The organism is Streptomyces sp. NPDC041200 (genome assembly GCF_055591805.1).
In genome coordinates, this window is record NZ_JBVIZF010000002.1 from 193,318 (window position 1) to 216,020 (window position 22,703).

A 22,703-nucleotide genomic window follows, 5' to 3' on the forward strand; every position below is an offset into this window, starting at 1 on the left:
CGGCGGCTCTGCCCCGCGACCGCCGCCCCCGTAAAGACGTGGATTCATCCACAGGAGAACGGGCCTCGCTGGTTCACAACCCCCAAAGCATGGCAGGCTCTGTGCATCGCGAGCCTGATGTCGAGGAGAGTGAATCCTTGCGGTCCGACGCCAACATCGCGGGGCCGATGACCGATCCGGTCCCCGGCCCCCGTACCGAATCGGCGGGGGAGGACGTTTCACGTGAAACTCCGCCCCCGATGGACGACACCCCAATTGGCCGTGCCGCTCAACTGGCGGTGGAAGCGCTTGGCCGGGCTGGTGAGGGACTGCCCAGGCCGGAGCAGACCCGGGTGATGGTGGTCGCCAACCAGAAGGGCGGGGTCGGGAAGACCACGACCACCGTCAATCTGGCGGCGTCTCTCGCCCTGCACGGCGGACGAGTCCTTGTGATCGACCTCGACCCGCAGGGCAATGCCTCGACGGCGCTGGGGATCGACCACCACGCCGAAGTCCCCTCGATCTACGACGTCCTGGTCGACAGCAAGCCGCTGTCCGATGTGGTGCAGCCGGTGCCGGACGTGGAGGGGCTGTTCTGCGCCCCGGCCACGATCGACCTCGCTGGTGCCGAGATCGAGCTGGTCTCCCTGGTGGCGAGAGAGAGCCGGCTGGAGCGAGCCATCCAGGCCTACGAACAGCCACTGGACTACATCCTCATCGACTGTCCGCCCTCCCTCGGGCTGCTGACGGTCAATGCGCTGGTCGCCGGGGCGGAAGTGCTGATCCCGATCCAGTGTGAGTACTACGCTCTGGAGGGGCTCGGGCAGCTCCTGCGGAACGTCGATCTGGTGCGGGGTCATCTCAACCCCAAGCTCCATGTCTCGACGATCCTGCTCACGATGTACGACGGCCGGACTCGGCTGGCCTCCCAGGTGGCGGACGAGGTCCGCAGCCACTTCGGCGGCGAGGTGCTCCGGACGAGCATCCCGAGATCGGTGCGCATCTCCGAGGCCCCCAGCTATGGGCAGACGGTCCTCACCTACGACCCGGGATCGAGCGGTGCGCTCTCCTATCTCGAGGCGGCCCGGGAAATCGCGCTTCGCGGGGTGAACGTGCAGTACGACCCTCAGCACGCTCATGCCTTGCCCATGCCCGAGATCAGCCAGCACGACCAGCACAGCATGCAGCAGGAGGGGATTCAGTGAGTGAGCGACGCAGAGGACTGGGCCGTGGGCTCGGTGCTTTGATCCCTCCCGCGCCGAAGGGGGCCGACAACGCCGGGCCCGCGACGGGCGGGGGGACGGCCACGACCTCAGGGGCCAGCACCTCACCGACCGCGGTCCCGGTGCTCACCCAGGAGCGCGGGGTGGCGGCGGCCAAGGTGGCCGGTCTGGCCACCCAGAGCGTTCCACGTGAAACCGAGCCGCCCGCCCCACCGGAGAAGGAGCCCGAGGCCGCGCCTCCGGCCCCGGTGGACGAGGTGGCCGGAGCGCACTTCGCCGAGTTGCCGCTCGACTTCATCACGCCGAACCCCCGCCAGCCGCGCGAGGTCTTCGACGAGGACGCCCTGGCCGAGCTGGTCACCTCGATCCAGGAGGTCGGCCTCCTCCAGCCGGTCGTGGTGCGGCAGCTGGCGCCGGAGCGCTATGAGCTCATCATGGGTGAGCGGCGCTGGCGGGCCTGCCGTGAGGCGGGGCTGGAGAAGATTCCCGCGATCGTCCGGGCCACCGATGACGAGAAGCTTCTGCTCGACGCGCTGCTGGAGAACCTGCATCGGGCACAGCTCAATCCGCTCGAAGAGGCGGCGGCGTACGACCAGTTGCTGAAGGACTTCAACTGCACGCATGACGAGCTGGCGGACCGGATCGGGCGTTCGCGTCCGCAGGTCTCCAATACGCTGCGGCTGTTGAAGCTCTCTCCCTCCGTCCAGCGCAGGGTCGCGGCGGGCGTGCTCTCCGCGGGCCATGCCCGGGCCCTGCTCTCGGTGGAGGACTCGGAGGAACAGGACCGGCTGGCGCATCGCATCGTTGCCGAGGGGCTGTCGGTGCGGGCGGTCGAGGAGATCGTCACCCTCATGGGGTCGCGGTCGGACGGTGCTCCCAAGTCGAAGGGACCGCGGGCCGGGGCCCGGGTGTCCCCCGCGCTGACGGATCTGGCGTCCCGGCTGTCGGACCGGTTCGAGACGCGGGTGAAGGTCGATCTCGGTCAGAAGAAGGGAAAGATCGTCGTCGAGTTCGCCTCGATAGACGATCTGGAGCGGATTCTCGGCACCCTGGCACCGGGCGAGGGACCGGTGCTGGAGCAGCCGCTGTCCGCCGAGGACGAGGCGGCGGACGACGACGAATGAGGCGCTGATCCTGCGGTCCGGCCGTGGGAAAGCACTTAGGGGGCGGGTCGTGTTCCGAAGGCATCGGAACACGACCCGCTCTTTGCCCAAGGGCGGTATCGGTGCAATCTCCGCACGGATACGATGCGATCAGGTAGGGCGGATCCATGGGGAGGCACCTCATGCGGAGGGCAGAGCCATGCGATCGGTGAGCCGCACCGGACTGGTGGCCACAGGGTTGGGCCTGGGCGCTGTCGGCGGTTTCGTCGGTAGTCTGATCAGGGAGCGTAGTGCGCTGTCAGCCGCCCGTGCCGCGGCTGGCCACGGAAGTGAGGGACTGGCTTCATGGGGCGTCGGCTTGTACCGCTCACGCTGGACAACCTCCCGGACATCCCCAAGCGCTGTCGCGCGTGTGTCTTCTGGGAGCTCGACCCGGTCAGCGGCGAGGCTGCGGTAAGGGCCGGACGTCCGGAGCTGGAGAAGGAAGCCTGGATCTCGGCCGTTCTGCTGGAGTGGGGATCCTGCGGCCGTGTGGTCTACGTCGATGAGGTGCCGGTGGGCTTCGTGCTCTACGCGCCGCCCGCGTATGTGCCGCGGTCCACGGCCTTTCCGACGAGTCCGGTCGCGGCGGATGCCGTGCAGCTGATGACCGCCTGGCTCATGCCGGGATACCAGGGGCAGGGGCTGGGCCGGGTGATGGTGCAGACCGTCGCGAAGGATCTGATCCGTCGGGGCTTCAAGGCGATCGAGGCGTTCGGGGACGCCACCTGGAAGGAACCGGCGTGTGTGCTGCCAGCCGATCACCTTCTCGCGGTGGGCTTCAAGACCGTGCGGCCGCATCCGCGGTATCCCCGGCTGAGACTTGAGCTGAGGACGACGATCTCCTGGAAGGAGGACGTCGAGCTGGCGCTGGACCGGCTGCTCGGTGCGGTCCAGAAGGAGCCGGCGCTCCGTCCCCTCTGAGAGTTCCACGTGAAACACGAAGGGGCTGCCCTCTCGGGCAGCCCCTTCGTCGGTGTGGGTGAAGCTCAGCCGATGAAGTCGGCCAGGTCGCGCTCGATCGCGGCCTTCGGCTTGGCGCCGACGATGGTCTTGGCGACCTCGCCGCCCTGGTAGACGTTGAGCGTCGGAATGGACATCACGCCGTACTTGGCGGCAGTGGCCGGGTTCTCGTCAATGTTGAGCTTCGCGATGACGATCTTGTCGGCGTGCTCGGCGGCGATGGCCTCCAGGGAGGGGGCGATCTGACGGCACGGACCGCACCACGCGGCCCAGAAGTCGACGAGTACCGGCTTGTCGCTCTTGAGGACGGTCTCCTCGAAGTCGGCGTCTGTCACGGTGACCGTGGCACCGGCCATGGCTAATCTCCTTAATCGTTGGTGCAGGGAAGGAAGCGGGTTCAGACGGTGGCGTCTTCGCTGTCGCCCAGGGAGGCCAGGAAGCGCTCGGCGTCCAGGGCGGCCGCACAGCCGGTGCCGGCGGCGGTGATCGCCTGACGGTAGGTGTGGTCCACGACGTCACCCGCGGCGAAGACACCCGGCAGGTTCGTGCGGGTGGAGGGCGACTCGACCTTCAGGTAGCCCTCGTCGTCCAGGTGCAGCTGGCCCTTGAACAGCTCGGTCCGCGGGTCATGGCCGATCGCGATGAACAGACCCGTGACCGGCAGCTCCGAGGTCTCGTCCTTCTTGATGTCGCGCAGGGTCAGGCTGGAGAGCTTGCCGTCGCCGTGGATCTCCGTGACCTCGCTGTCCCAGATGAACGAGATCTTCGGGTCGGCGAAGGCACGCTCCTGCATCGCCTTGCTGGCCCGCAGCGTGTCCCGGCGGTGGACCACGGTGACGGACTTGGCGAACCGCGACAGGAAGGTCGCCTCCTCCATCGCGGTGTCACCGCCGCCGATGACGGCGATGTCCTGGTCCTTGAAGAAGAACCCGTCACAGGTGGCACACCAGGAGACGCCACGGCCCGAAAGCTCGTCCTCACGGGCCAGCCCCAGCTTGCGGTGCTGGGAGCCGGTGCTGACGATGATGGTCTTCGCGCGGTGTACCGTCCCGGCGGAGTCGGTGACGGTCTTGATGTCCTCGCTGAGGTCGACCGCGACCACATCGTCCGGGATCAGCTCGGCGCCGAAGCGCTCGGCCTGCCCCCGCATGTTGTCCATCAGGTCAGGGCCCATGATGCCCTCACGGAAGCCGGGGAAGTTCTCCACGTCGGTGGTGTTCATCAGGGCACCACCGGCGGTCACGGATCCCTCGAAGACCAGCGGCTTCAAGGAAGCACGGGCGGTGTAGAGCGCGGCCGTATAGCCCGCGGGCCCGGAACCGATGATGATCACGTTGCGGACGTCGCTCACGGATGTCTTCCTTGTCTCTGCCGACTGCCGACTGCTGACTGGACGACGGCGCACTCCCCGGGGTTCCGGAGAAGCGCTGCCATCCCACCCAACGGATCCTACGGGTCCCGCATTCCCGTGTGCTGCCAGGCGGGCCGTGGTTGTGGGCTGTGCCTCAGCCTCGCGGATACGTACGGGTCACCAGAAGCTTCCCGGGGCTGGGGTGAGAGGCGGAGACGCAGGAGGCGTCGATCACGAAGGCTTCGACGAGCGAGCTGTCGGAGCGGTGCGGCAGGACGACGATGTAGGCCGTCTTGCCGTCGTAGGTGTCCTGCTGTGCGGCGAGAACTGGCTCGGACCGGCCCGTCCCGCGCTGGACGCAGGACGGAACCACCGGGTCGTTCGCACGCAGCGGCATATCCGGAGTGTTCTGGGTGGTGACTCCACGCGACGGGGTGGTCTTCCGCTCGGCGAGCATCTCCTGCACGCGGCCCTTGAGGGCCCCCGCGGACAGGCCGGCCTTCGCCGTGGAGCTGGGGTCCGCGTGGGCCGTGGTGCCGGGGCCACCGTTGTCGTGATCCGAGCCACCCGGGAAGAAGAGGGTGCCGACGCCGATGACGGCGGCGGCGCACGCGCTTCCGAGCAGCACCTTGGGCCAGCGTCGGGCGCGGCCCCCACGGGCCCCTGCGGCCGTGCGGGGCGTGGTCTTGCGTCCCGGTCCGGTGGCGGCACGCGGGCGCCCTGCGGGGCGGTCCACGGCCGGGGAGGGCTTCCCCTCCGTCACAGGGCCTGTGAGGTCGACCGAGGGGTCGGTTTCACGTGAAACGTGCTCGGTGGACGCGGCTGCCTCGGTTTCACGTGAAACCGAAACGCGGTCGCCGGGAGCTGTCGCGTCGAGGAGGGCCTCGGCGGCGAGCGCGGCGTCGATCCGGCCCGCGATGTCATCGGGCATCCGCACCGGCCCCGGGAGGGTGCCCAGCGTCGAGCGGATTTCGTCCAGGGACGTCTGTGCATCGGCACACAGCCCGCAGGTGGCGAGGTGAGTGCGCACATCGACGGTGCGGGACGGAGAGAGCAGTCCCTCGGTGAGTGCGGAGATCTCCGCGACTTCCGGGTGCTCGTCCGTGTCCGTCGAGGATGTCACGCTCGCCCACCTCCGCCCTTCACGGCATCTGTGTCAGTCGGTCCTGCCGCTGGTGGGACGGATGTCCCCTGCGACCGGTTCCTTCCCCCGCCGGAGGGGACGCTACCCCTTCCATTGGGGTGGAGATGCGACAGCAGTGGCAGCAGCCGGGCGCGTCCCCGCGCACAGCGGCTTTTCACGGTGCCGGTGGGGACATCGAGGACCTTCGCGGCCTCCGCCACGGGATAGCCCTGCATATCGACCAGGACGAGGGCGGCACGCTGCTCGGGCGGGAGGGTGCGCAGCGCCCCCAGCAGCTCGCGATGGAGATCGCTGCGCTCGGCGGGCGCCGCAGCCGACTCGTGGGGTTCCAGAAGCTGCTCGAGCCGCTCGGTGTCGTCGACGGGGGAGGTGCGTCGAGAGGCGGCCTTGCGGGCCCGGTCCAGACACGCGTTGACCGTGATGCGGTGGAGCCAGGTCGTCACCGCGGACTGGCCCCGGAAGGTGTGCGCGGCGCGGTAGGCGGAGACGAGCGCGTCCTGGACCGCGTCGGCGGCCTCCTCCCGATCGCTGAGGGTGCGCAGCGCCACCGCCCAGAGTCTGTCGCGGTGGCGTCGCACGATTTCACCGAAGGCATGCGGATCGCCGGCCACGTGCTGAGCAAGGAGCTCGCCGTCGCTTGCTCCGCCGATGGTGGCGTCGTCCAACGTTGAGCCCCCTCCCCGGTCGGCCGGCTGTCCTCGGGTCAGCCGGTGAACTTCACTTCAGTGATGGCCTGCTTGTGACCAGGGTCGCTGTACGCGTCACCAGGTGCGCTCGGCATCGCGGTCACCCAGACGAGCACGTAGCGGCTCTTCTTGGCGCCCTTGACCTTCAGATCGGACGTGGTGGACGACGTCCGGCGCGAGGCAAGCTTCGTGAACGAGCTGACGGGGTCCCCTGGCGACACGGACGGTGTGAGGGAATCCGTCCCGTACAGCGAGACTTCCGTGTAGGGGCCTCCGAAGCGAAGCGAGAGCGAGGCGCCACTGATCTTCTGCTCCGAGCCGAGGTCGTAGATGATCCCGACCCCCTGCTTGACGCTCGGGGCAAGCTGAGGGCCGTCGATGAAGCTGTTGGTGCGCCAAGCGGTCGACGCTTTCCCGTCGTAGGTGAGCTTCACCTCGTCGGCGCTCTGCGCAGTGCCGTCGGGGGCGAACTCGTTGGCGTTCTGGATCGAGATCGGCTTGCTGGCAACCTGGCCGGGCTTGTCGTCGTCCTTCTGGCTGGTGGACTTACCGGGGTCCGGCTTGTTCTCTTCCTTCAGAAGGGTGTCCGCGAGTTGCCAGCTGCCGAGGCCCAGGGCCGCGATCAGCAGGGCCGAGACGGTCCACTTGAGGGCCTTGCCGGTACGGCTCTGCAGCGGGGGCGGCGGAGCCATGGGGACCGCGGCGGGGCCCGCCGCGCGCGACGCGCCGCCGTGGGCGGGCGGCTGGCCGTAGCCCTGCTGGTACGTGGTGCGCTGGTACGCCGGGGAGGGCGTGAAGACGGGCTCGGGCGGCCGGATGCGCGGCATGGCCGCGACCGCCTTGGAAAGCTCCTCAGGAGTCGTGCAGGGCTGGTCCTGACGGGAGGCGGTGGCGCCGTCGTTGACCAGCGCACGCATCGCCAGCTCGGACAGTCCTCGGTGGACTCCCGCGCGGACCTGGTCGGGGGCGATCAGGCCGACGCCCTTGGGCAGCCCGGAGAGGCCGTGGGCGTCCTTGTCGTACGGCCAGCGCTGGGTGAGCGCGGCGTACAGCAGCGCGCCGATCGACTCGGTGTCGGTGCGCTGCGGGTGTTCGGAGCTGATGCCGCGCAGCGCGGCCATGACGGCGAGGCCGCGGATGCGGTACTGGCCCGATTCCGTGCGGAGCACGGAGCCGGGGTTCAGCCGCAGATGGGCCAGGCCTTCGCGGTGGGCGGCGGCCATGGCCTGGGAGACCTGGCTGACGAGTTGATAGGCGTCGTGTGGCTCGAGCGGCGCCGAGGCGAGCACAGTAGTCAGCTCGGTGGCGTCGGGTAGCCATTCGTGGACGACGTAGACGAGGTCGTTCTCCTCGACGGCGTCGAGTACCTGGACGAAGCGAGGGTCACCCAACAGCGCCGCCGAGCGGGCGGCGGCCAGCACCGGACGGGCCCGCGGATGGTCGGCGGGAAGGACGTGAACGCCGACAGCCCGGCGCAGTTTCTCGTCCACCGCACGCCAACTGCTGAATCCGTCCAGTCGGGTGACGCACTCCTCCAAACGATAGCGTCTGGCCAACTTGTGGCCGCTGTGCAGCTCGGGGGGATTTACGTCGGCCGCGGCACCTTTATCCCGGTTGCCCGCGGCCTCTGTTTCCTGACCGGCCTTCTGATGCGTCCCCGCCCCGTCGGCCGTGGCCTTTCCCGCCTCGGCGGTCAGCGACTCCTCGCCGTCGCTGTCGGCCACGTCGACGGCAGCCGTGCTCCGTTCCGCCACCGTCGTTCCTGCCTCCCCATCCATTGCGCCTACTCCGAGCCAAGACAATTGTGCCCACAGTCCGCCGCTATGCACGACACACGATGACGGACGATGGTTGTGCTCAATGATCAGCGTCCGAGTCGTCCGCGCACCATACCGACCATGGCCGTCAGCTCATCAATGCGCATCCGTTTCGCAGCAATGTAGAAGACCGCGATAAGAACGAGACCTCCGCCCGCCAATGCGGCTACGGAACCGGACATGCCGGATCCCAGGGCCTGAGTGATGGCATAAGCCGCCGCACCGCTCAGCAGAGCGGCGGGGATGCTGGCGCCCACCAGGCGGGTGTAGGTGCGCACGACACGGCGGCCGTCGAGGTCGCCGCCCAGCCGGTTGCCCAGTCGCTTCCAGGCCACGCCCACACCGGCGGCGTACGCCAGGCCGTAGGAGGCGGCCATACCGGCCACGATCCATCGGGTCGGGAGGAGGAAGTAGCAGAGCGCGGAGGCGGCGGCGTTGACGGCGGCGACGATCACCGTGTTGTAGAAGGGGGTGCGGGTGTCCTCGTAGGCGTAGAAGCCGCGCAGGACGACGTACTGCACCGAGAACGGGATGAGCCCGAGGCCGAACGCCATCAGGATGTATCCCATGTTCTGGGCCGTCGCGGTGCCCGAGGTGCCGAAGAGCAGGGTGCACAGGGGGATGCCGAGCGCCACGAAGCCGAAGGCCAGCGGGACGATGGCGACGGCGGAGGTGCGCAGGCCCTGGGAAAGGTCGTCGCGGACCGCCCCGGGGTCGCCGTCGTGGGCCGACCGGGAGAGCCGGGGCAGCAGGGCGGCCATCACCGAGACGGTGATGATGGCCTGCGGCATGTTCCAGATGAGCTGGGCGCTGGTGTAGCCGACGTAGCTGGCCCCGGGGGCGTCCATGTTGTCGGCGTCGGAACCGGCCGCGGTGGCGAGCTGGGTCACCACGATGTTGCCGGCCTGGTTGGCGAGCACGAAGAGCACGGTCCACTTGGCGAGCCTGGCGGCCTTGCCGAGGCCGTGGCCCCGCCAGTCGAAGCGGGGACGGAAGCGGAAACCGGAGGCCCGGAGGTAGGGGAACATCGCCAGGGCCTGGACGGTGAGGCCGAGCAGGGTGCCGATGCCGAGCAGCCGCATGCCCTCGTCGGTGATGGTGGTGACGCCCATCTGGGAGGTGCTGAAGGTGCCGAAGACCCAGATGAAGAGGCCGAAGGTGGCGATGACGACGATGTTGTTGAGGACCGGGGTCCACATCATCGCGCCGAACTTGCCGCGGGCGTTGAGGATCTGGCCGACCACGACGTGCACACCCATGAAGAAGATGGTGGGCAGGCAGTAGCGGGCGAAGGCGACCGCGACCTCGTTGGCCGCCGGGTCGCCCGCGATGTCCGCCGAGAGCATCCGGATCAGAGCCGGGGCCGCGAACATGGACAGGGCGACCAGGCCGCCGAGGGCGACCATCGTGAGGGTGAGCAGACGGTTGGCGTAGGCGATGCCGCCGTCCTTGTCCTCCTTCATCGCGCGCACGAGCTGCGGGACGAAGACGGAGTTCAGGCCGCCGCCGACGGTGAGGAAGTAGATCATCGCGGGCAGCTGGTACGCGACCGCGTACGCCTGGCCCAGGGAGGCGGCACCGAGGCCCGCGACGATCACCATCTGCCGGACGAAGCCGGTCAGCCGGGAGACCAGGGTGCCGGCCGCCATGAGGGCACTGGACTGGAGCAGGCTGGCCGCACGGCCGCCGGAGCGCTTCGGGGCGGCCTCGGCCTTCTCGTCGCTCTCGGGGGGGCCGGGCGGGCTCACCACCGGAGCGGCCATCGTCGGAGCGCTGGCCGACGGGGGTACGGACTCGTGCCGCGCGGGCCCGGGCACCGGCGGCTGGCCCGGCGGGGGCACGGGTGGGTAGCCCTGGGCGGCGCCCTGTGGGTACCCCTGGGGGCTCCGCGGGTCGTAGGGCTGCTGCTGGTCGCGGTAGAGGTGTGCGAAGGCGTCCTGCTGCGGCTGCTGCTGCTCCCCCGCCCCGTAGCCACCCTCGCTGTAGCCCGTGGCGGCGGGCTCGGCCGTGTACTGCTGCTGGTACGGCTCCTGGGAGCCGGGTGCCACCGGCCACACCTGCGGGTCGGCGCCCTGCGGCGCGGCGGACTGCTGCTGGTACGGCGTCTGCTGCTGGTAGCCGCTCTGCTGGGGGCCGGACCGGTCGTACAGCGGATCCGTCAGCGGGTCATGGCCGTACGCGTCCTGCGCCGGATAGGGGTACGGCGTGAAGCTGCCGGTCGCGTACGGGTCGTCCGCGTACGGGTCCTGCATGTAGTACTGCCCGTAGTCCTGGCGCGGGTCGCTCGCGGGCGCCTGGTGGGAGTTGCCCAGGTACGGATCGCTCTCGTGCGGTTCCTGTCCATGAGGGTCCTGGGGCGCGTGGGGGGAAGGCGGCGGCATCCGCCGCTCACCGTCATACGGCGCGTTCATCGCTACCCCACCTCATCGTCCGCTGCGGCCGGCCGGCCCCGGAGTTGCTCAATGGTCCACTTTCTCACCCGCGCCGGATGCCCCGGCGCTTTGCGAACCGGTGTCCGGCGCCGGGTCACTCGGCTGCTCGGGCACGAGGGCGGAGGCGGGGTCGCTTCCGTCGGTCTCCGCGTCCGTCGCCTCGTCCTCCGCCGTGGCCTCGGTGTCCTCATCGCCGCTGTTCGTGGTGGCCGCCCGCTTGCGCTGGAGGTAGATCCGGATTCCGGCGAGGACCAGCAGCAGCACACCGCCCGCGATCACGAGGATGACGGTCGATGTGATCTCGGTGACATTCACCTCGAACGGCATCTTGTCGCCGTAGGGCTGCCCGTCCGGCGTGACCAGCTGGGCCGTCACCCACACCGGACCGTTCGCGTTGGCCGTCGTCCCGAACTTCACGGACTGGCTGTGCCCGCCCTCGACGTTGACCACCTGGGGTTCGCTGACCGCCAGCCGGTTTCCCTGCTGGGAGCGGAGGACCAGCCGCAGCCGGACGCCCTGCACCAGGTTGTTCTGCACGGTCACCGGGATGGTCGCGCTCCGCCCGGACAGCGTCATGTCCGTCTTCGGGATCAGGCGCACCTTCTTGGTCAGCCCGTTCAGGTAGCGCTTGACGCCGTCGCGGAAGTGGGTGGCGCCCAGTGCGTTGCCCCGCCACGAGGTGGACATCTCCCGCCGGATCGCGTTGCCGAAGGGGGTGACCACCCGGTACTTGGCGGTGAGGATCGGCTCGAACTTGCTGAGTGTGTCCTGGGTCTCGTTGATGTCCGTGAACGCCTGGGTCGGCAGCTCCTGGCGGCGGAGCGAAGCGGGGTACGCGCGGGTGCTGGGCACGCGCTGGGTGGCGTTCGGGTCGGGCTTGGCCTTCGCGGCCTGTCCCAGGCCCAGCGGCTGGGTCCACTGCCCGGACAGGCCGTCCAGGGCCGCCGCCATCGCCTGCGCCTGGCTGGTGGTGGGGATGCGCTGCGGAGCCACGACGACGCTGCGCTGCCGGTCCGGCGCCTGCAGGTTGATCATCTGGCTCTGGGCGAGGAACCGCTGGATGGCGAGCGTGGAGTTGTCCGCCTTGGACATGTCGCCGGTGAAGGCGGTGGACAGCCGGGCGTCCGCGACCACCGCCGTGTTGCCGCCGCCGATCTGCCGGGCCGCGGTGGGGGTGTACGAGAGGTTGCCGGTCTCCCGGAGACTGTCGCTCCGGGCGATGACGTTGTGGGCGCCCGCGGAGGTGGCGACGTCGACGATCGAGGAGTCCACCGCGCCGTTGGCGGGCCAGGCGAAGTCGGTGCGCGGCTTCACCCCGAGGATCGTCTGTACGGTCGTCGAGGCCAGCTCGGTGGCGTCCCGGAGGTGGCTCAGGGCGCCGGGGACCCGCGTGCCGTGGTGGGCGAGCGACGCGATGTCGGGGTCGGAGAACGGCAGCGCGACCACCTGCTGGCCCTCCACGGCCTTCTGCAGGTCGTTGAGCCACCGCTTGGCGACCGCTTGGCCGCGGCCCGCCGTGGTCCCGTCCCCGTGCCGGTTCTGGACCTCGTACTCCCGCGTCATCGCGTCGACCGTGGCGAGCAGATCGGGGTCGATCACCCAGGTGATGGGGAGGTTCTTCCCCAGGCTGACCATCTGCTGGAGCCGGCCGCCGGGGGCCAGCTCCGCCTTGAGACGGTCGTCACGGAAGATCGGTGTCCGGTCCTCGTCCGCGTCGGTGCGCGAGGTCACATGGGGCGTGGAGATCAGCGGCCACAGATAGGTGAGCTGAGTCTTCTTGGAGGGAGCACCCGACTGCCAGGGCAGGAAGGTGCGCTTGATGCCCAGCACCTGCTGCCAGGGGCGGCTCTGGGTCTGGCCGGTGAGGGAGACACCGAGCTGATAGACGCCGTCCTCCCCGAGGTGCAGCTCGTTCACCGGTATGGAGAGCGTGAAGTCCCGGCTGGCCCCCGCTCCCAGCTTGCCGATCTTCTCGGTGTATTTGCCGCCGATCTCGGTGCCGTCGGCGCCCTGCTGGTAGCCGGTCCGCCGGGAGGCGCTGTCGATCGCGTTGCGGCCCTCCAGCGTGGGGCCGACGCGGAGGCCGACATGGGAGCCGGAGACCGTCGAACCGCTGTCGTTGGTGACGGTGCCGCTGACGGTGAGCGTGTCGCTCTTGGCTGGTGCGGTGGGTGTCAGCGAGGTGATGTCCACGTCCACCGAGCGCGAGCCGGTGGGTTTGCCCGCCGCCTGGGCCGCGGGGGCCGCCGGGGCCTGCAGTACGCCTGCGAGTACGGGCGCCGCTGCGAGCAGCGCCCCGGCCCGCCGTAGCCATCGGCGGGCGCGAGAGGACGTCGTCTCCCGGAGGTCTGCCGCATCGGCCACGCGCTCGCCCGTCCCTTGTCGTCTGTGATCGTCAGTGGTCGTCGCAATGTGCGTCCACGCATGGTAACGATGCCCGCTGTGGCGAAGTGCTGTGGACAGCTCCACAAGATCGTCACCGTGATGGAACCGACGACCGTCGTGGAAGCCCCGGGGCGCGCGGCCACGTACCCTGTTCTGTTGTGCCGAATGCCAACAATGACAGCCGATCCCCGCAGTCCACCAATGAGCTCAACCAGGTGCAGCGCCGTGCCGTGGCCGAACTCCTGCGGGTCTCTCCCGTCGCCGACGATCTTGCCCGACGCTTTCAGGAGGCCGGGTTCAGCCTGGCCCTGGTCGGCGGCTCGGTACGGGACGCGCTGCTCGGCCGCCTCGGTAACGATCTGGACTTCACGACGGACGCCCGCCCCGACGACGTGCTGAAGATCGTCCGGCCCTGGGCGGACGCCGTGTGGGAGGTGGGCATCGCCTTCGGCACGGTCGGGTGCCAGAAGGAAGGACCGGGCGACAACGGGACACATCAGAACTTCCAGATCGAAATCACGACGTATCGTTCGGAAGCCTATGACCGGACGTCGCGGAAGCCCGAGGTGTCCTACGGCGAATCCATCGAGGAAGATCTGGTCCGCCGCGACTTCACGGTCAACGCGATGGCGGTGGCGCTTCCGCAGAAGGAGTTCATCGACCCGCACAACGGGCTCGAGGATCTCGCCGCACGGGTGCTGCGGACCCCTGGCACCCCGCAGGACTCCTTCTCCGACGATCCGCTGCGGATGATGCGCGCGGCGCGGTTCGCCTCCCAGCTCGACTTCGAGGTGGTGCCCGAGGTGGTCGCCGCGATGAAGGCGATGGCCGGACGGATCGACATCGTCTCGGCGGAGCGGGTGCGGGACGAGCTGAACAAGCTGCTCCTGGGCGCCCACCCCCGGAAGGGGCTGCGGCTGCTGGTCGAGACCGGGCTCGCCGACTGCGTACTGCCGGAGATCCCCGCCCTGCGGCTGGAGCGTGATGAGCATCACCGGCACAAGGATGTGTACGAGCACTCGCTGACCGTGCTGGACCAGGCCATGGATCTGGAGGAGGGCGGGCCCGATCTGGTGCTGCGGCTGGCCGCGCTGCTGCACGACATCGGGAAGCCGAAGACCCGTCGCTTCGAGAAGGACGGTCGGGTCTCGTTCCACCACCACGAGGTGGTGGGCGCCAAGATGACCAAGTCGCGGATGACGAAGCTCAAGTACTCCAATGAGCTGGTGAAGGATGTCTCCCGGCTGGTCGAGCTGCATCTGCGCTTCCACGGTTACGGCACGGGCGAATGGACCGATTCGGCCGTGCGGCGCTATGTGCGCGACGCGGGGCCGCTGCTGGACCGGCTGCACAAGCTGACCCGCTCGGACTGCACGACGCGCAACAAGCGCAAGGCCATGGCGCTTTCGCGGGCGTACGACGGGTTGGAGGAGCGGATCGCCAGGCTCCAGGACCAGGAGGAGCTGGACGCGATCCGCCCGGACCTGGACGGCAACGAGATCATGAAGGTGCTCGGTATCGCTCCGGGGCCCCAGGTCGGCAAGGCGTACAAGCATCTACTGGAGCTGAGGCTGGAGCACGGCCCCATGGACCGGGACGCCGCCGTCGCGGCGCTCAGGGAGTGGTGGGCGGCTCAGTCCTAGGGCTGACGCCGCGCCTTTGGCGCGTCACGTTTCACGTGAAACATCGACCCCTGTGCGTGCCCCGGGACGGCGTTTCACGTGAAACATGAGCAGGGCGGCGGTCGCCGCGTAGAGCAATGCCACCCCGGTCACCAGAGCGGCCGATGCTCCATCCGGCGGCAGCATCAGGGCGGCCACTCCCGCGGCTCCCACGAAGGCGACGTTGAAGAGCACGTCGTAGAGGGAGAAGATCCGCCCGCGGAAGTCGTCGGCGATCGCGGACTGGACGACGGTGTCGGTGGCGATCTTCGCGCCCTGGGTGATGAGGCCGAGCACGAAGGCGGCGATCAGCATCGGGGCCGGTTCGAAGGGGAGCCCCAGGCCTGGCTCCAGGACGGCGGCGATCGCCGCGCACACCATCACCCAGTGCAGCTGGCCGTCCGGCCGGGAGGTGTCGAGCGAGGACAGTCGGCTCACCGCCCAGGGGGTGATCACCGCCGCGGCGAAGAAGCCCGCGCCCGAGACGCCGACCGCGATGCCGAGGAGTGCCAGCCCGCCCGACTCGGTGTCGGCCCATGCGTACCGGCAGAGCATCAGCGCGGTGACGGTGAGGGCGCCGTAGCAGAAGCGCATCAGCGTCATCGCGGTCAGGGCGAGGGTGGGATCCCTGCGGTGCAGGAGATGGCGCACCCCGGCCACCAGTCCGCGGGTGGTGCTCACCAGAGCGGCCCCGAGGTGCGGTTGCAGGGCCGCCGGATCTGGACCCAGCAGGCCGGAGGGCATGCGGAGCGCCGAGAGCCCGGCGAGGAGGTAGAGCGCGGCGCCCAGCAGGACGACCAGGGCGTCCGAAGAGGATCCGCCCGGGCCGGAGAGCCGGATCACGAACGCCACGCCACCGCCCGCGGTGGCGGCGAGCGTGCCCGCGGTCGGTGAGAGGGAGTTGGCCATGACCAGACGCTCCCGGCTGTCCACCACCCGTGGCAGCGAGGCGGCCAGACCGGCCAGGACGAAGCGGTTGACCGCCGTCACCGACAGGGCGGAAACGTAGAAGAGCCACTCCGGTACCTGGGCGAGGACCAGGACCGCGGTTCCGGCGGCCAGCCCGGAGCGCAGCAGATTGCCGTGGAGCAGGACCTGACGGCGGCGCCAGCGGTCCAGCAGCACACCGGCGAAGGGGCCGAGGAGGGAGTAGGGGAGCAGCAGGACGGCCATGGCGGAGGCGATGGCCGCGGCGGACGTCTCCTTCTCCGGCGAGAAGACCACATAGGTGGCGAGTGCGACCTGGTAAACACCATCGGCCGCCTGGGACAGCAGGCGGACGGCCAGCAGATGGCGGAAGTCGCGCAGTTGCAGCAGCACGCGGAGATCACGCACAACGGGCATGACGCCACCTTCACACACCGCACGGGCCTCCGGGGGGATTCCCGGAGGCCCGTGATCAAGCGGCGGAGATCAGCGCCTCACGGCGCACCGTCCTGGCTCAATGCCCTGGCTCAGCGCTCGACCTCACCCTTGATGAACTTCTCCACGTTCTCCCGGGCCTCGTTGTCGAAGTACTGCACCGGCGGCGACTTCATGAAGTACGAGGAGGCGGAGAGGATCGGGCCGCCGATGCCGCGGTCCTTGGCGATCTTCGCGGCGCGCAGCGCGTCGATGATGACGCCCGCGGAGTTCGGGGAGTCCCACACCTCGAGCTTGTACTCCAGGTTCAGCGGGACATCGCCGAACGCCCGGCCCTCGAGGCGGACGTACGCCCACTTGCGGTCGTCCAGCCAGGCCACGTAGTCCGACGGGCCGATGTGGACGTTGTCGGCGCCCAGGTCGCGGTCCGGGATCTGCGAGGTGACGGCCTGCGTCTTGGAGATCTTCTTGGACTCCAGGCGCTCGCGCTCGAGCATGTTCTTGAAGTCCATGTTGCCGCCGACGTTCAGCTGCATGGTGCGGTCCAGGATGACGCCCCGGTCCTCGAACAGCTTCGCCAGTACCCGGTGCGTGATCGTGGCGCCGACCTGCGACTTGATGTCGTCACCGACGATCGGCACGCCCGCCTCGGTGAACTTGTCCGCCCACTCCTTGGTACCGGCGATGAAGACCGGGAGCGCGTTGACGAAGGCGACCTTGGCGTCGATGGCGCACTGGGCGTAGAACTTGGCGGCGTCCTCCGAGCCCACGGGCAGGTAGCAGACCAGAACGTCGATCTGCTTGTCCTTGAGGACCTGGACCACGTCGACCGGGGTCTCGTCGGACTCGTCGATGGTCTGCCGGTAGTACTTGCCGAGACCGTCGTGCGTGTGGCCGCGCTGGACCGTGACGCCGGTCGACGGCACGTCGCAAATCTTGACGGTGTTGTTCTCGCTGGCGCCGATGGCGTCCGAGAGGTCGAGCCCGACCTTCTTCGCGTCCACGTCGAAGGCGGCGACGAACTCCACGTCACGGACGTGGTAGTCGCCGAACTGCACATGCATCAGACCCGGCACGCGGGTGTCCGGGTCGGCGTCCTTGTAGTACTCGACGCCCTGCACCAGCGACGCGGCACAGTTACCCACACCGACGATGGCTACACGAACCGAACCCATTCCGGTTGCTCCCTGTGTGTACGTGACGAAGCCCCGCGGAGTGCGGGGCCTCACTTGGCGGTGTCATCGGGCTCGTCGCGCTGGTCGCGCCCGGCCCGCTCGCTCTCGATCAGCTCGTTCAGCCAGCGGACCTCGCGCTCCACCGACTCCATACCGTGCCGCTGGAGTTCGAGGGTGTAGTCGTCCAGCCGCTCGCGGGTGCGGGCCAGGGAGGCCCGCATCTTCGCCAGGCGCTCCTCCAGGCGGCTGCGCCGCCCTTCGAGCACGCGCATCCGTACGTCTCGCGACGTCTGTCCGAAGAAGGCGAAGCGGACGCCGAAGTGCTCGTCATCCCATGCGTCCGGACCGGTGTGGGAGAGCAGCTCCTCGAACCGCTCCTTACCCTCCGCCGTCAGCCGGTAGACGATCTTCGCCCGGCGTCCGGCGAGCGTGGCCGCGACGGCCTCCTCGGAGGCGTTCCCGGGCTCCTCGATCAACCAGCCGTTGGCGACCAGCGTCTTGAGACAGGGATAGAGACTGCCGTAACTGAACGCGCGAAACACCCCGAGCGAGGTGTTGAGGCGCTTTCGCAGCTCATATCCGTGCATCGGGGACTCGCGGAGCAGGCCGAGGACGGCGAACTCGAGGATGCCGGAGCGTCTGCTCATCGCCCGCCTCTCCCGTCTCCTGGGGCCACTATGCCGAGCTGATGTATCGACTCGATACATCCAGACGATAGATCCGGGATCCCGGTGGGACAAGAGGGACCACGGTGAACGGCGTCACATCACCGGTTCGTGGGACTCAACCGGAGCGTTATGGAGTGAAGGCGCCGAGGAGACAAGATTTGGCCGTGCGTACTCTGTTCGCCATGCAGACCAAAGGGAACCGTGTGACGCTGTCCTGCGTCCTCGTCCTGGAGGCAGTGCGTCCGGTTGCCAGGTGTGGCCGGATCGCACATCGGGGGGACCGGAAGCCACCTGCCGCTTTCAGGCGATAGCGCCTGCCCGAGGAGTAGTCGTTCCATGAGCGAGCACCGTCGCAAGCCGCCGCAGCCCCAAGGCGGCGGCCGAGCAGCGGCCCGGCGTGCCGGACAGCAGTCGTCCGGCCGTCGCGCAGCACCACCGCACAACGCCGCCGCCGAGTCGGGCTCGGCTTCGCACGGGGAAGAGCCTTCCCACGGCGGCAGGGCCGAGGCCCGCCGCGCCGCGCAACGCGGCGGCGGAGGAGGCCGGAGAAGAGACCCAGGCGCCGGCGGTGCCGGCCGCGGTGGGCGCGGTGGCGGTCGGCGGGGCACCGGCGGTGGCCACGGGCACGGTGCGGGCGGCGACGGGCCGTCCGGCAAGAAGCGGTACATCGACTACCCGCGCGCGGGCAGGTCGGGCGCCCGCCGCTGGGTCCCGTCCTGGAGGCTCGTCACGGGGACCTTCATCTTCTTCTTCGCGGTGCTCCTCAGCGCCGTGGGTATCGGGTGGATGATCGTCGACGTTCCCACCGCGCAGGCCGCGTCGCAGACCCAGAAGAACGTCTACTACTGGGCCGACGGCAAGCAGATGGTGGTCTCGGGCGGCGGCGACCTCAACCGCCAGATCGTGCCGCTCAACAAGATCCCCGAGTCCATGCAGAACGCGGTGATCTCCGCCGAGAACGCCAGCTTCTACCAGGACTCGGGTGTCGACCCGATGGGTATCGCGCGCGCCGTCGTCAACATGGCGCGGGGCGGTGACACCCAGAGTGGGTCGACCATCACCCAGCAGTTCGTGAAGAACACGTACCTCGACCAGTCGCAGACGGTGACGCGAAAGCTCAAGGAGCTGTTCATCTCCGTCAAGGTCGGCACGGTCGAGAGCAAGGACTACATCCTTGCCGGGTACCTCAACACGGCGTATTACGGCCGTGGCGCCTACGGCTGTCAGGCGGCCGCCCGCGCGTACTTCGACAAGGACTGCGAGAAGCTCAACCCGAGCCAGAGCGCTTTCCTCGCCGCGACGCTCAACGGGCCCAACCTGTACGACCCGAACGGTGGCTACGGCCCGACCGCGAGCGCGAAGGCCAACACCAAGCGGGCCACGGACCGCTGGTCGTGGATCCTCAAGCGTGAGGTCCAGGTGGGCCGGCTGCCCAAGGACAAGGCCCAGTACTGGCTCAACAAGGGCTTTCCGGACACCAAGAGCCCGAAGGTGGCGACGAACAAGCAGGGCCAGATCGGCTATCTCACCGACCTCGCCGACAACTACGTCGTCGCCAACACCAACATCTCCAAGACGAAGCTGGACAAGGGCGGCTATCAGATCCACACCACCTTCGACCGAAAGAAGATCGCGCAACTGAAGGGCGCGGTCTCCAAGGTGACGAAGGAGAACATCAAGCCGAAACAGCGCGAGCAGGATAAGTACGTGCAGTTCGGCGGTGCCTCGGTGGAGCCCAAGACGGGCAAGATCAAGGCCATCTACGGTGGCAACGACGCGCTGGAGCACTATCGCAACAACGCGGACTACACCGGTGTCCAGGTGGGCTCGACCTTCAAGCCCTTCGTACTGGCCGCGGCGATGAGGGACGGTGTCCGGGACCGCAACGGGCCGCGTGACCAACCGGACGCGGAACGCACCAAGGTCTCTCCGGCGAGTGTCTACGACGGTGACAACAAGCTGACCCTGCGCGATTACGACGGCTCCGTCTGGACGGACAGGAACAACCAGGAGTGGCACCAGAGGAACGACGGTGACGAGGACAAGGGCAAGATCAGCCTGCGCACCGCCATGCAGTACTCGGTGAACACGCCCTTCATCCAGCTGGGCATGGACGTCGGCACCGACAAGGTGCGGGACGCGGCCTTGGACGCGGGCCTCAGCAAGGAGCAGCTGGCCACGATCACCCCGACGTTCTCCCTCGGCACCTCCGCCCCCAGTGCGATCCGGCTCGCCGGGGCGTACGCGACCTTCGCGGCCAGCGGCCAGCAGGCCGACCCGTACTCGGTCGAGCGGGTCGAGGACAAGGACGGCGAGGTCTACAACCACGATGAAGACGCCAAGCTCAAGCAGGCCTTCGACGCGAACGTGGCGAACAACGTCACCGACGTGCTGAAGAACGTCATCCAGCGTGGCACCGGCACCTCGGCGAAGATCGGCCGCCCGGCGGCGGGCAAGACCGGAACCACCGACCAGAACAAGTCGGCCTGGTTCGCCGGTTACACCCCGCAGCTGTCCACGTCGATCGGCATGTGGCGGGTGGACGACCGGGCCAAGCGGCAGGTCTTCCGCTCCATGCGCGGGGTGGGCGGTCAGGAGACCATCCACGGTGCGTCGTACCCCGCCGAGATCTGGTCCGACTACATGCGCCAGGCGATGGCGGGCCAGCCGGCGAAGGACTTCCCCGCGGCCGGGCCGATCGGTGACAAGGTCTACGGCGAGAACGCGAGCCCGACGCCGACGACCCAGAAGCCGACCCAGACGCCGTCCCAGACCCCGTCGCAGACGCCGTCGCAGACGCCGTCGCAGACGCCCTCCGGCAGCCCCAGCCCCACACAGTCGTGTGATCCGCTGGACTTCGACTGCCAGGACAACGCCGGCGGCGACAACCAGGGCAGTGAGAACGCGGGCGGCGACAACGCGGGCCCGGGCGGCGGTCCGGGCGGAACATCGCCCTCGCCGACCACGGAGCCACCGGGCGGCGGGATCTTCGGCGGACCGTCCGGTTCCCGCAAGGACCAGTAGTCCCGACCTCTCGCACACTGATCGGCGGCCGCGCCGGAGCATCCCGCTCCGGCGCGGCCGCCGCCGTTCGGGGGCCTCCGCGGCTCTCTGCGCGCCTTACGGACGTGCGGGCGTCCCCGGGTGGGTCAGGGCTCTCCGAGGCGCTCAGCGGGCCGCTGAGGCGGTCCTCACCCCTCGCTCCCGGCTCGTACGGCAGGATGGGCCCCATGAGCGTGCGCGAGGACCCACAGGCCCAGCCCGTACGGCCGACCACGGAGGATTCGGTGGCCGCGGCGGGCAGCGAGCTGATCGGCGGCCCGGCCGGGCGCCGGGCCCTGCTGGGCACGAGCTGGTGGACCCCGGTGCGGATCATCGCGCTCGTCGCCATCGGGATGTTCGCCCTGGGCATGGTGCAGAAGCTGCCCTGCTACAACGGCGGCTGGTTCTACGGCGCGACAGCCCAGTACACCCACGCCTGCTACTCCGACATACCGCACCTCTACAACGGCCGCGGCTTCGCCAACGACCTCGTCCCGTACTTCAACCGGATACCGGACAGGGTCTCCGGCGGGATGGAGTATCTGGAGTACCCGGTCCTCACCGGCCTCCTGATGGAGGTCGCCTCCTGGCTCACCCCGCACAGCGGCAGCCTCCAGACCCGCGAACAGGTCTACTGGCTGGCCAACGCGGCCATGCTCATGGCCTGCACCGCGGTCATCGCGGTCTGTGTGTCCCGTACGCACCGCCGCCGGCCCTGGGACGCGCTGCTCGTCGCCCTGGCCCCCGCGTTCGCGCTCACCGCCACGATCAACTGGGACCTTCTCGCGGTCGCCCTCACCGCCGCCGCCATGCTCATGTGGTCCCGCAGCCGCCCGCTGGCCGCCGGTGTGCTGCTCGGCCTCGCGACGGCCGCGAAGCTCTATCCCGTGCTGCTGCTCGGCCCGCTGCTGGTGCTGTGCCTGCGCGCGGGCCGATGGCGTGCCTTCTGGGCGGCGACGGGCGGTACGGCGGCCGCCTGGCTGGTGGTGAACGTGCCCGTGATGATCACTACGCAGGGCGGGCTGCACATCCGCGAGGGCTGGAAGCAGTTCTACACGTTCAGTGAGGAACGCCCGGTCGACTTCGGGTCGCTCTGGCTGATCATCTCGCAGCGCACCGGCAACCCCATGGACGACGTCAACACCTACGCCATGATCCTCATGGTGCTGGCCTGCGCCGGAGTAGCGGCCCTCGCCCTGTGCGCCCCGCGCCGGCCGCGCTTCGCCCAGCTCGCGTTCCTGATCATCGCGGCCTTCGTGCTCACCAACAAGGTCTACTCACCGCAGTACGTGCTGTGGCTGATCCCGCTCGCGGTGCTGGCGCGGCCGCGCTGGCGGGACTTCCTGGTGTGGCAGGCGTGCGAGGTGATGTATTTCCTCGGGGTCTGGATGTACCTCGCGTACACCAACAGCGGCGATCAGCATCGGGGACTGCCGACCGAGGGCTACCAGCTGGCGACCGCGCTGCACTTCGCGGGAACGCTCTTCCTGTGCGCGCTGATCGTGCGGGACGCGCTGGTGCCGGACCGGGACCCGGTGCGCCGGGACGGTTCGGACGACCCGTCGGGCGGCGTACTCGACCAGGCGCCGGACGTGTTCGTCCTGGGCGAGACGCGGCGCACGGCGCAGTACGAGGGCGCGGCGCTCACGGACTGGGGCGCCGACCGGAAGTGA

At 69.1% G+C, this 22,703-nt stretch carries 16 protein-coding genes; 6 read left to right on the top strand and 10 right to left on the bottom strand.

Features of this window, described 5'->3' with window-relative positions:
- Positions 1-89: 89 nt before the first annotated feature.
- The 3 genes from ACZ6CL_RS05950 (at position 90) to ACZ6CL_RS05960 (ending at position 3,268) form a co-directional block, all read left to right on the top strand.
- Positions 90-1,184 carry a ParA family protein gene (locus ACZ6CL_RS05950; protein WP_468933273.1) on the top strand — a complete coding sequence of 365 codons (1,095 nt, stop codon included), beginning with the start codon at positions 90-92 and terminating at the stop codon, positions 1,182-1,184.
- Complete coding sequence (locus ACZ6CL_RS05955) at positions 1,181-2,326, top strand: ParB/RepB/Spo0J family partition protein (protein ID WP_468931683.1); 1,146 nt, start codon at positions 1,181-1,183, stop codon at positions 2,324-2,326. The genes ACZ6CL_RS05950 and ACZ6CL_RS05955 overlap by 4 nt, the downstream gene beginning before the upstream one ends.
- A 324-nt stretch (positions 2,327-2,650) precedes the next feature.
- Positions 2,651-3,268 carry a GNAT family N-acetyltransferase gene (locus ACZ6CL_RS05960; RefSeq protein ID WP_009716491.1) on the top strand — a complete coding sequence of 206 codons (618 nt, stop codon included), beginning with the start codon at positions 2,651-2,653 and terminating at the stop codon, positions 3,266-3,268.
- 65 nt (positions 3,269-3,333) lie between these two features.
- On the opposite strand, the gene trxA is transcribed toward ACZ6CL_RS05960, so the two are convergent.
- The 7 genes from trxA to ACZ6CL_RS05995 form a co-directional block, all read right to left on the bottom strand.
- Positions 3,334-3,663: a thioredoxin gene (trxA, locus tag ACZ6CL_RS05965; RefSeq protein WP_009716492.1), complete on the bottom strand. Its 330-nt coding sequence runs from the start codon at positions 3,661-3,663 to the stop codon at positions 3,334-3,336.
- Positions 3,664-3,704: 41 nt separating this feature from the next.
- The gene (gene trxB / locus ACZ6CL_RS05970; protein ID WP_468931686.1) at positions 3,705-4,658 is read right to left on the bottom strand and encodes a thioredoxin-disulfide reductase; all 954 of its coding nucleotides are present in this window, start codon (positions 4,656-4,658) and stop codon (positions 3,705-3,707) included.
- A 154-nt stretch (positions 4,659-4,812) separates the two neighbouring features.
- Positions 4,813-5,781, bottom strand: coding sequence for a hypothetical protein (locus ACZ6CL_RS05975; RefSeq protein WP_468931689.1), 969 nt, complete (start codon positions 5,779-5,781; stop codon positions 4,813-4,815).
- On the bottom strand, positions 5,778-6,467 hold the full coding sequence (gene sigM / locus ACZ6CL_RS05980; RefSeq protein WP_468931691.1) for an RNA polymerase sigma factor SigM: 690 nt from the start codon (positions 6,465-6,467) through the stop codon (positions 5,778-5,780). The genes ACZ6CL_RS05975 and sigM overlap by 4 nt, the downstream gene beginning before the upstream one ends.
- A 38-nt stretch (positions 6,468-6,505) precedes the next feature.
- Entirely contained in the window at positions 6,506-8,242 is a 1,737-nt protein-coding gene (locus ACZ6CL_RS05985; protein ID WP_468931694.1) for a protein kinase family protein, read from the bottom strand.
- Between the two features lie 110 nt (positions 8,243-8,352).
- Positions 8,353-10,716 carry a murein biosynthesis integral membrane protein MurJ gene (gene murJ, locus ACZ6CL_RS05990; protein WP_468931697.1) on the bottom strand — a complete coding sequence of 788 codons (2,364 nt, stop codon included), beginning with the start codon at positions 10,714-10,716 and terminating at the stop codon, positions 8,353-8,355.
- 48 nt (positions 10,717-10,764) lie between these two features.
- The gene (locus ACZ6CL_RS05995; protein ID WP_468931700.1) at positions 10,765-13,101 is read right to left on the bottom strand and encodes a DUF6049 family protein; all 2,337 of its coding nucleotides are present in this window, start codon (positions 13,099-13,101) and stop codon (positions 10,765-10,767) included.
- A gap of 179 nt (positions 13,102-13,280) precedes the next feature.
- Here ACZ6CL_RS05995 and ACZ6CL_RS06000 point away from each other — a divergent pair, with 179 nt between their 5' ends.
- Entirely contained in the window at positions 13,281-14,765 is a 1,485-nt protein-coding gene (locus ACZ6CL_RS06000; protein ID WP_468931702.1) for a CCA tRNA nucleotidyltransferase, read from the top strand.
- 24 nt (positions 14,766-14,789) lie between these two features.
- On the opposite strand, the gene ACZ6CL_RS06005 is transcribed toward ACZ6CL_RS06000, so the two are convergent.
- From ACZ6CL_RS06005 to ACZ6CL_RS06015, 3 genes are all read right to left on the bottom strand, one after another.
- Positions 14,790-16,127, bottom strand: coding sequence for an MFS transporter (locus ACZ6CL_RS06005; RefSeq protein ID WP_468931705.1), 1,338 nt, complete (start codon positions 16,125-16,127; stop codon positions 14,790-14,792).
- 110 nt (positions 16,128-16,237) lie between these two features.
- Positions 16,238-17,320: an inositol-3-phosphate synthase gene (locus ACZ6CL_RS06010; protein WP_468931708.1), complete on the bottom strand. Its 1,083-nt coding sequence runs from the start codon at positions 17,318-17,320 to the stop codon at positions 16,238-16,240.
- A 50-nt stretch (positions 17,321-17,370) separates the two neighbouring features.
- The gene (locus ACZ6CL_RS06015; protein ID WP_468931711.1) at positions 17,371-17,967 is read right to left on the bottom strand and encodes a PadR family transcriptional regulator; all 597 of its coding nucleotides are present in this window, start codon (positions 17,965-17,967) and stop codon (positions 17,371-17,373) included.
- A 357-nt stretch (positions 17,968-18,324) separates the two neighbouring features.
- On the opposite strand from ACZ6CL_RS06015, the gene ACZ6CL_RS06020 reads away from it, so the two are divergent.
- Positions 18,325-21,012, top strand: a complete 2,688-nt coding sequence (locus ACZ6CL_RS06020; RefSeq protein ID WP_468931713.1) for a transglycosylase domain-containing protein — start codon at positions 18,325-18,327, stop codon at positions 21,010-21,012.
- A gap of 206 nt (positions 21,013-21,218) precedes the next feature.
- On the top strand, positions 21,219-22,703 hold the full coding sequence (locus ACZ6CL_RS06025) for a glycosyltransferase family 87 protein (RefSeq protein WP_468931715.1): 1,485 nt from the start codon (positions 21,219-21,221) through the stop codon (positions 22,701-22,703).

Bases quoted from the DNA above. Each gene is read 5' to 3' on its own strand.
- ACZ6CL_RS06005 (WP_468931705.1), bottom strand. From the start codon at position 16,127: ATGCCCGTTGTGCGTGATCTCCGCGTGCTGCTGCAACTGCGCGACTTC.
- ACZ6CL_RS06025 (WP_468931715.1), top strand. From the start codon at position 21,219: ATGAGCGTGCGCGAGGACCCACAGGCCCAGCCCGTACGGCCGACCACG.
- ACZ6CL_RS06020 (WP_468931713.1), top strand. From the start codon at position 18,325: ATGAGCGAGCACCGTCGCAAGCCGCCGCAGCCCCAAGGCGGCGGCCGA.
- murJ (WP_468931697.1), bottom strand. From the start codon at position 10,716: ATGAACGCGCCGTATGACGGTGAGCGGCGGATGCCGCCGCCTTCCCCC.
- ACZ6CL_RS06010 (WP_468931708.1), bottom strand. From the start codon at position 17,320: ATGGGTTCGGTTCGTGTAGCCATCGTCGGTGTGGGTAACTGTGCCGCG.
- ACZ6CL_RS05960 (WP_009716491.1), top strand. From the start codon at position 2,651: ATGGGGCGTCGGCTTGTACCGCTCACGCTGGACAACCTCCCGGACATC.
- trxA (WP_009716492.1), bottom strand. From the start codon at position 3,663: ATGGCCGGTGCCACGGTCACCGTGACAGACGCCGACTTCGAGGAGACC.
- ACZ6CL_RS06015 (WP_468931711.1), bottom strand. From the start codon at position 17,967: ATGAGCAGACGCTCCGGCATCCTCGAGTTCGCCGTCCTCGGCCTGCTC.
- ACZ6CL_RS05950 (WP_468933273.1), top strand. From the start codon at position 90: ATGGCAGGCTCTGTGCATCGCGAGCCTGATGTCGAGGAGAGTGAATCC.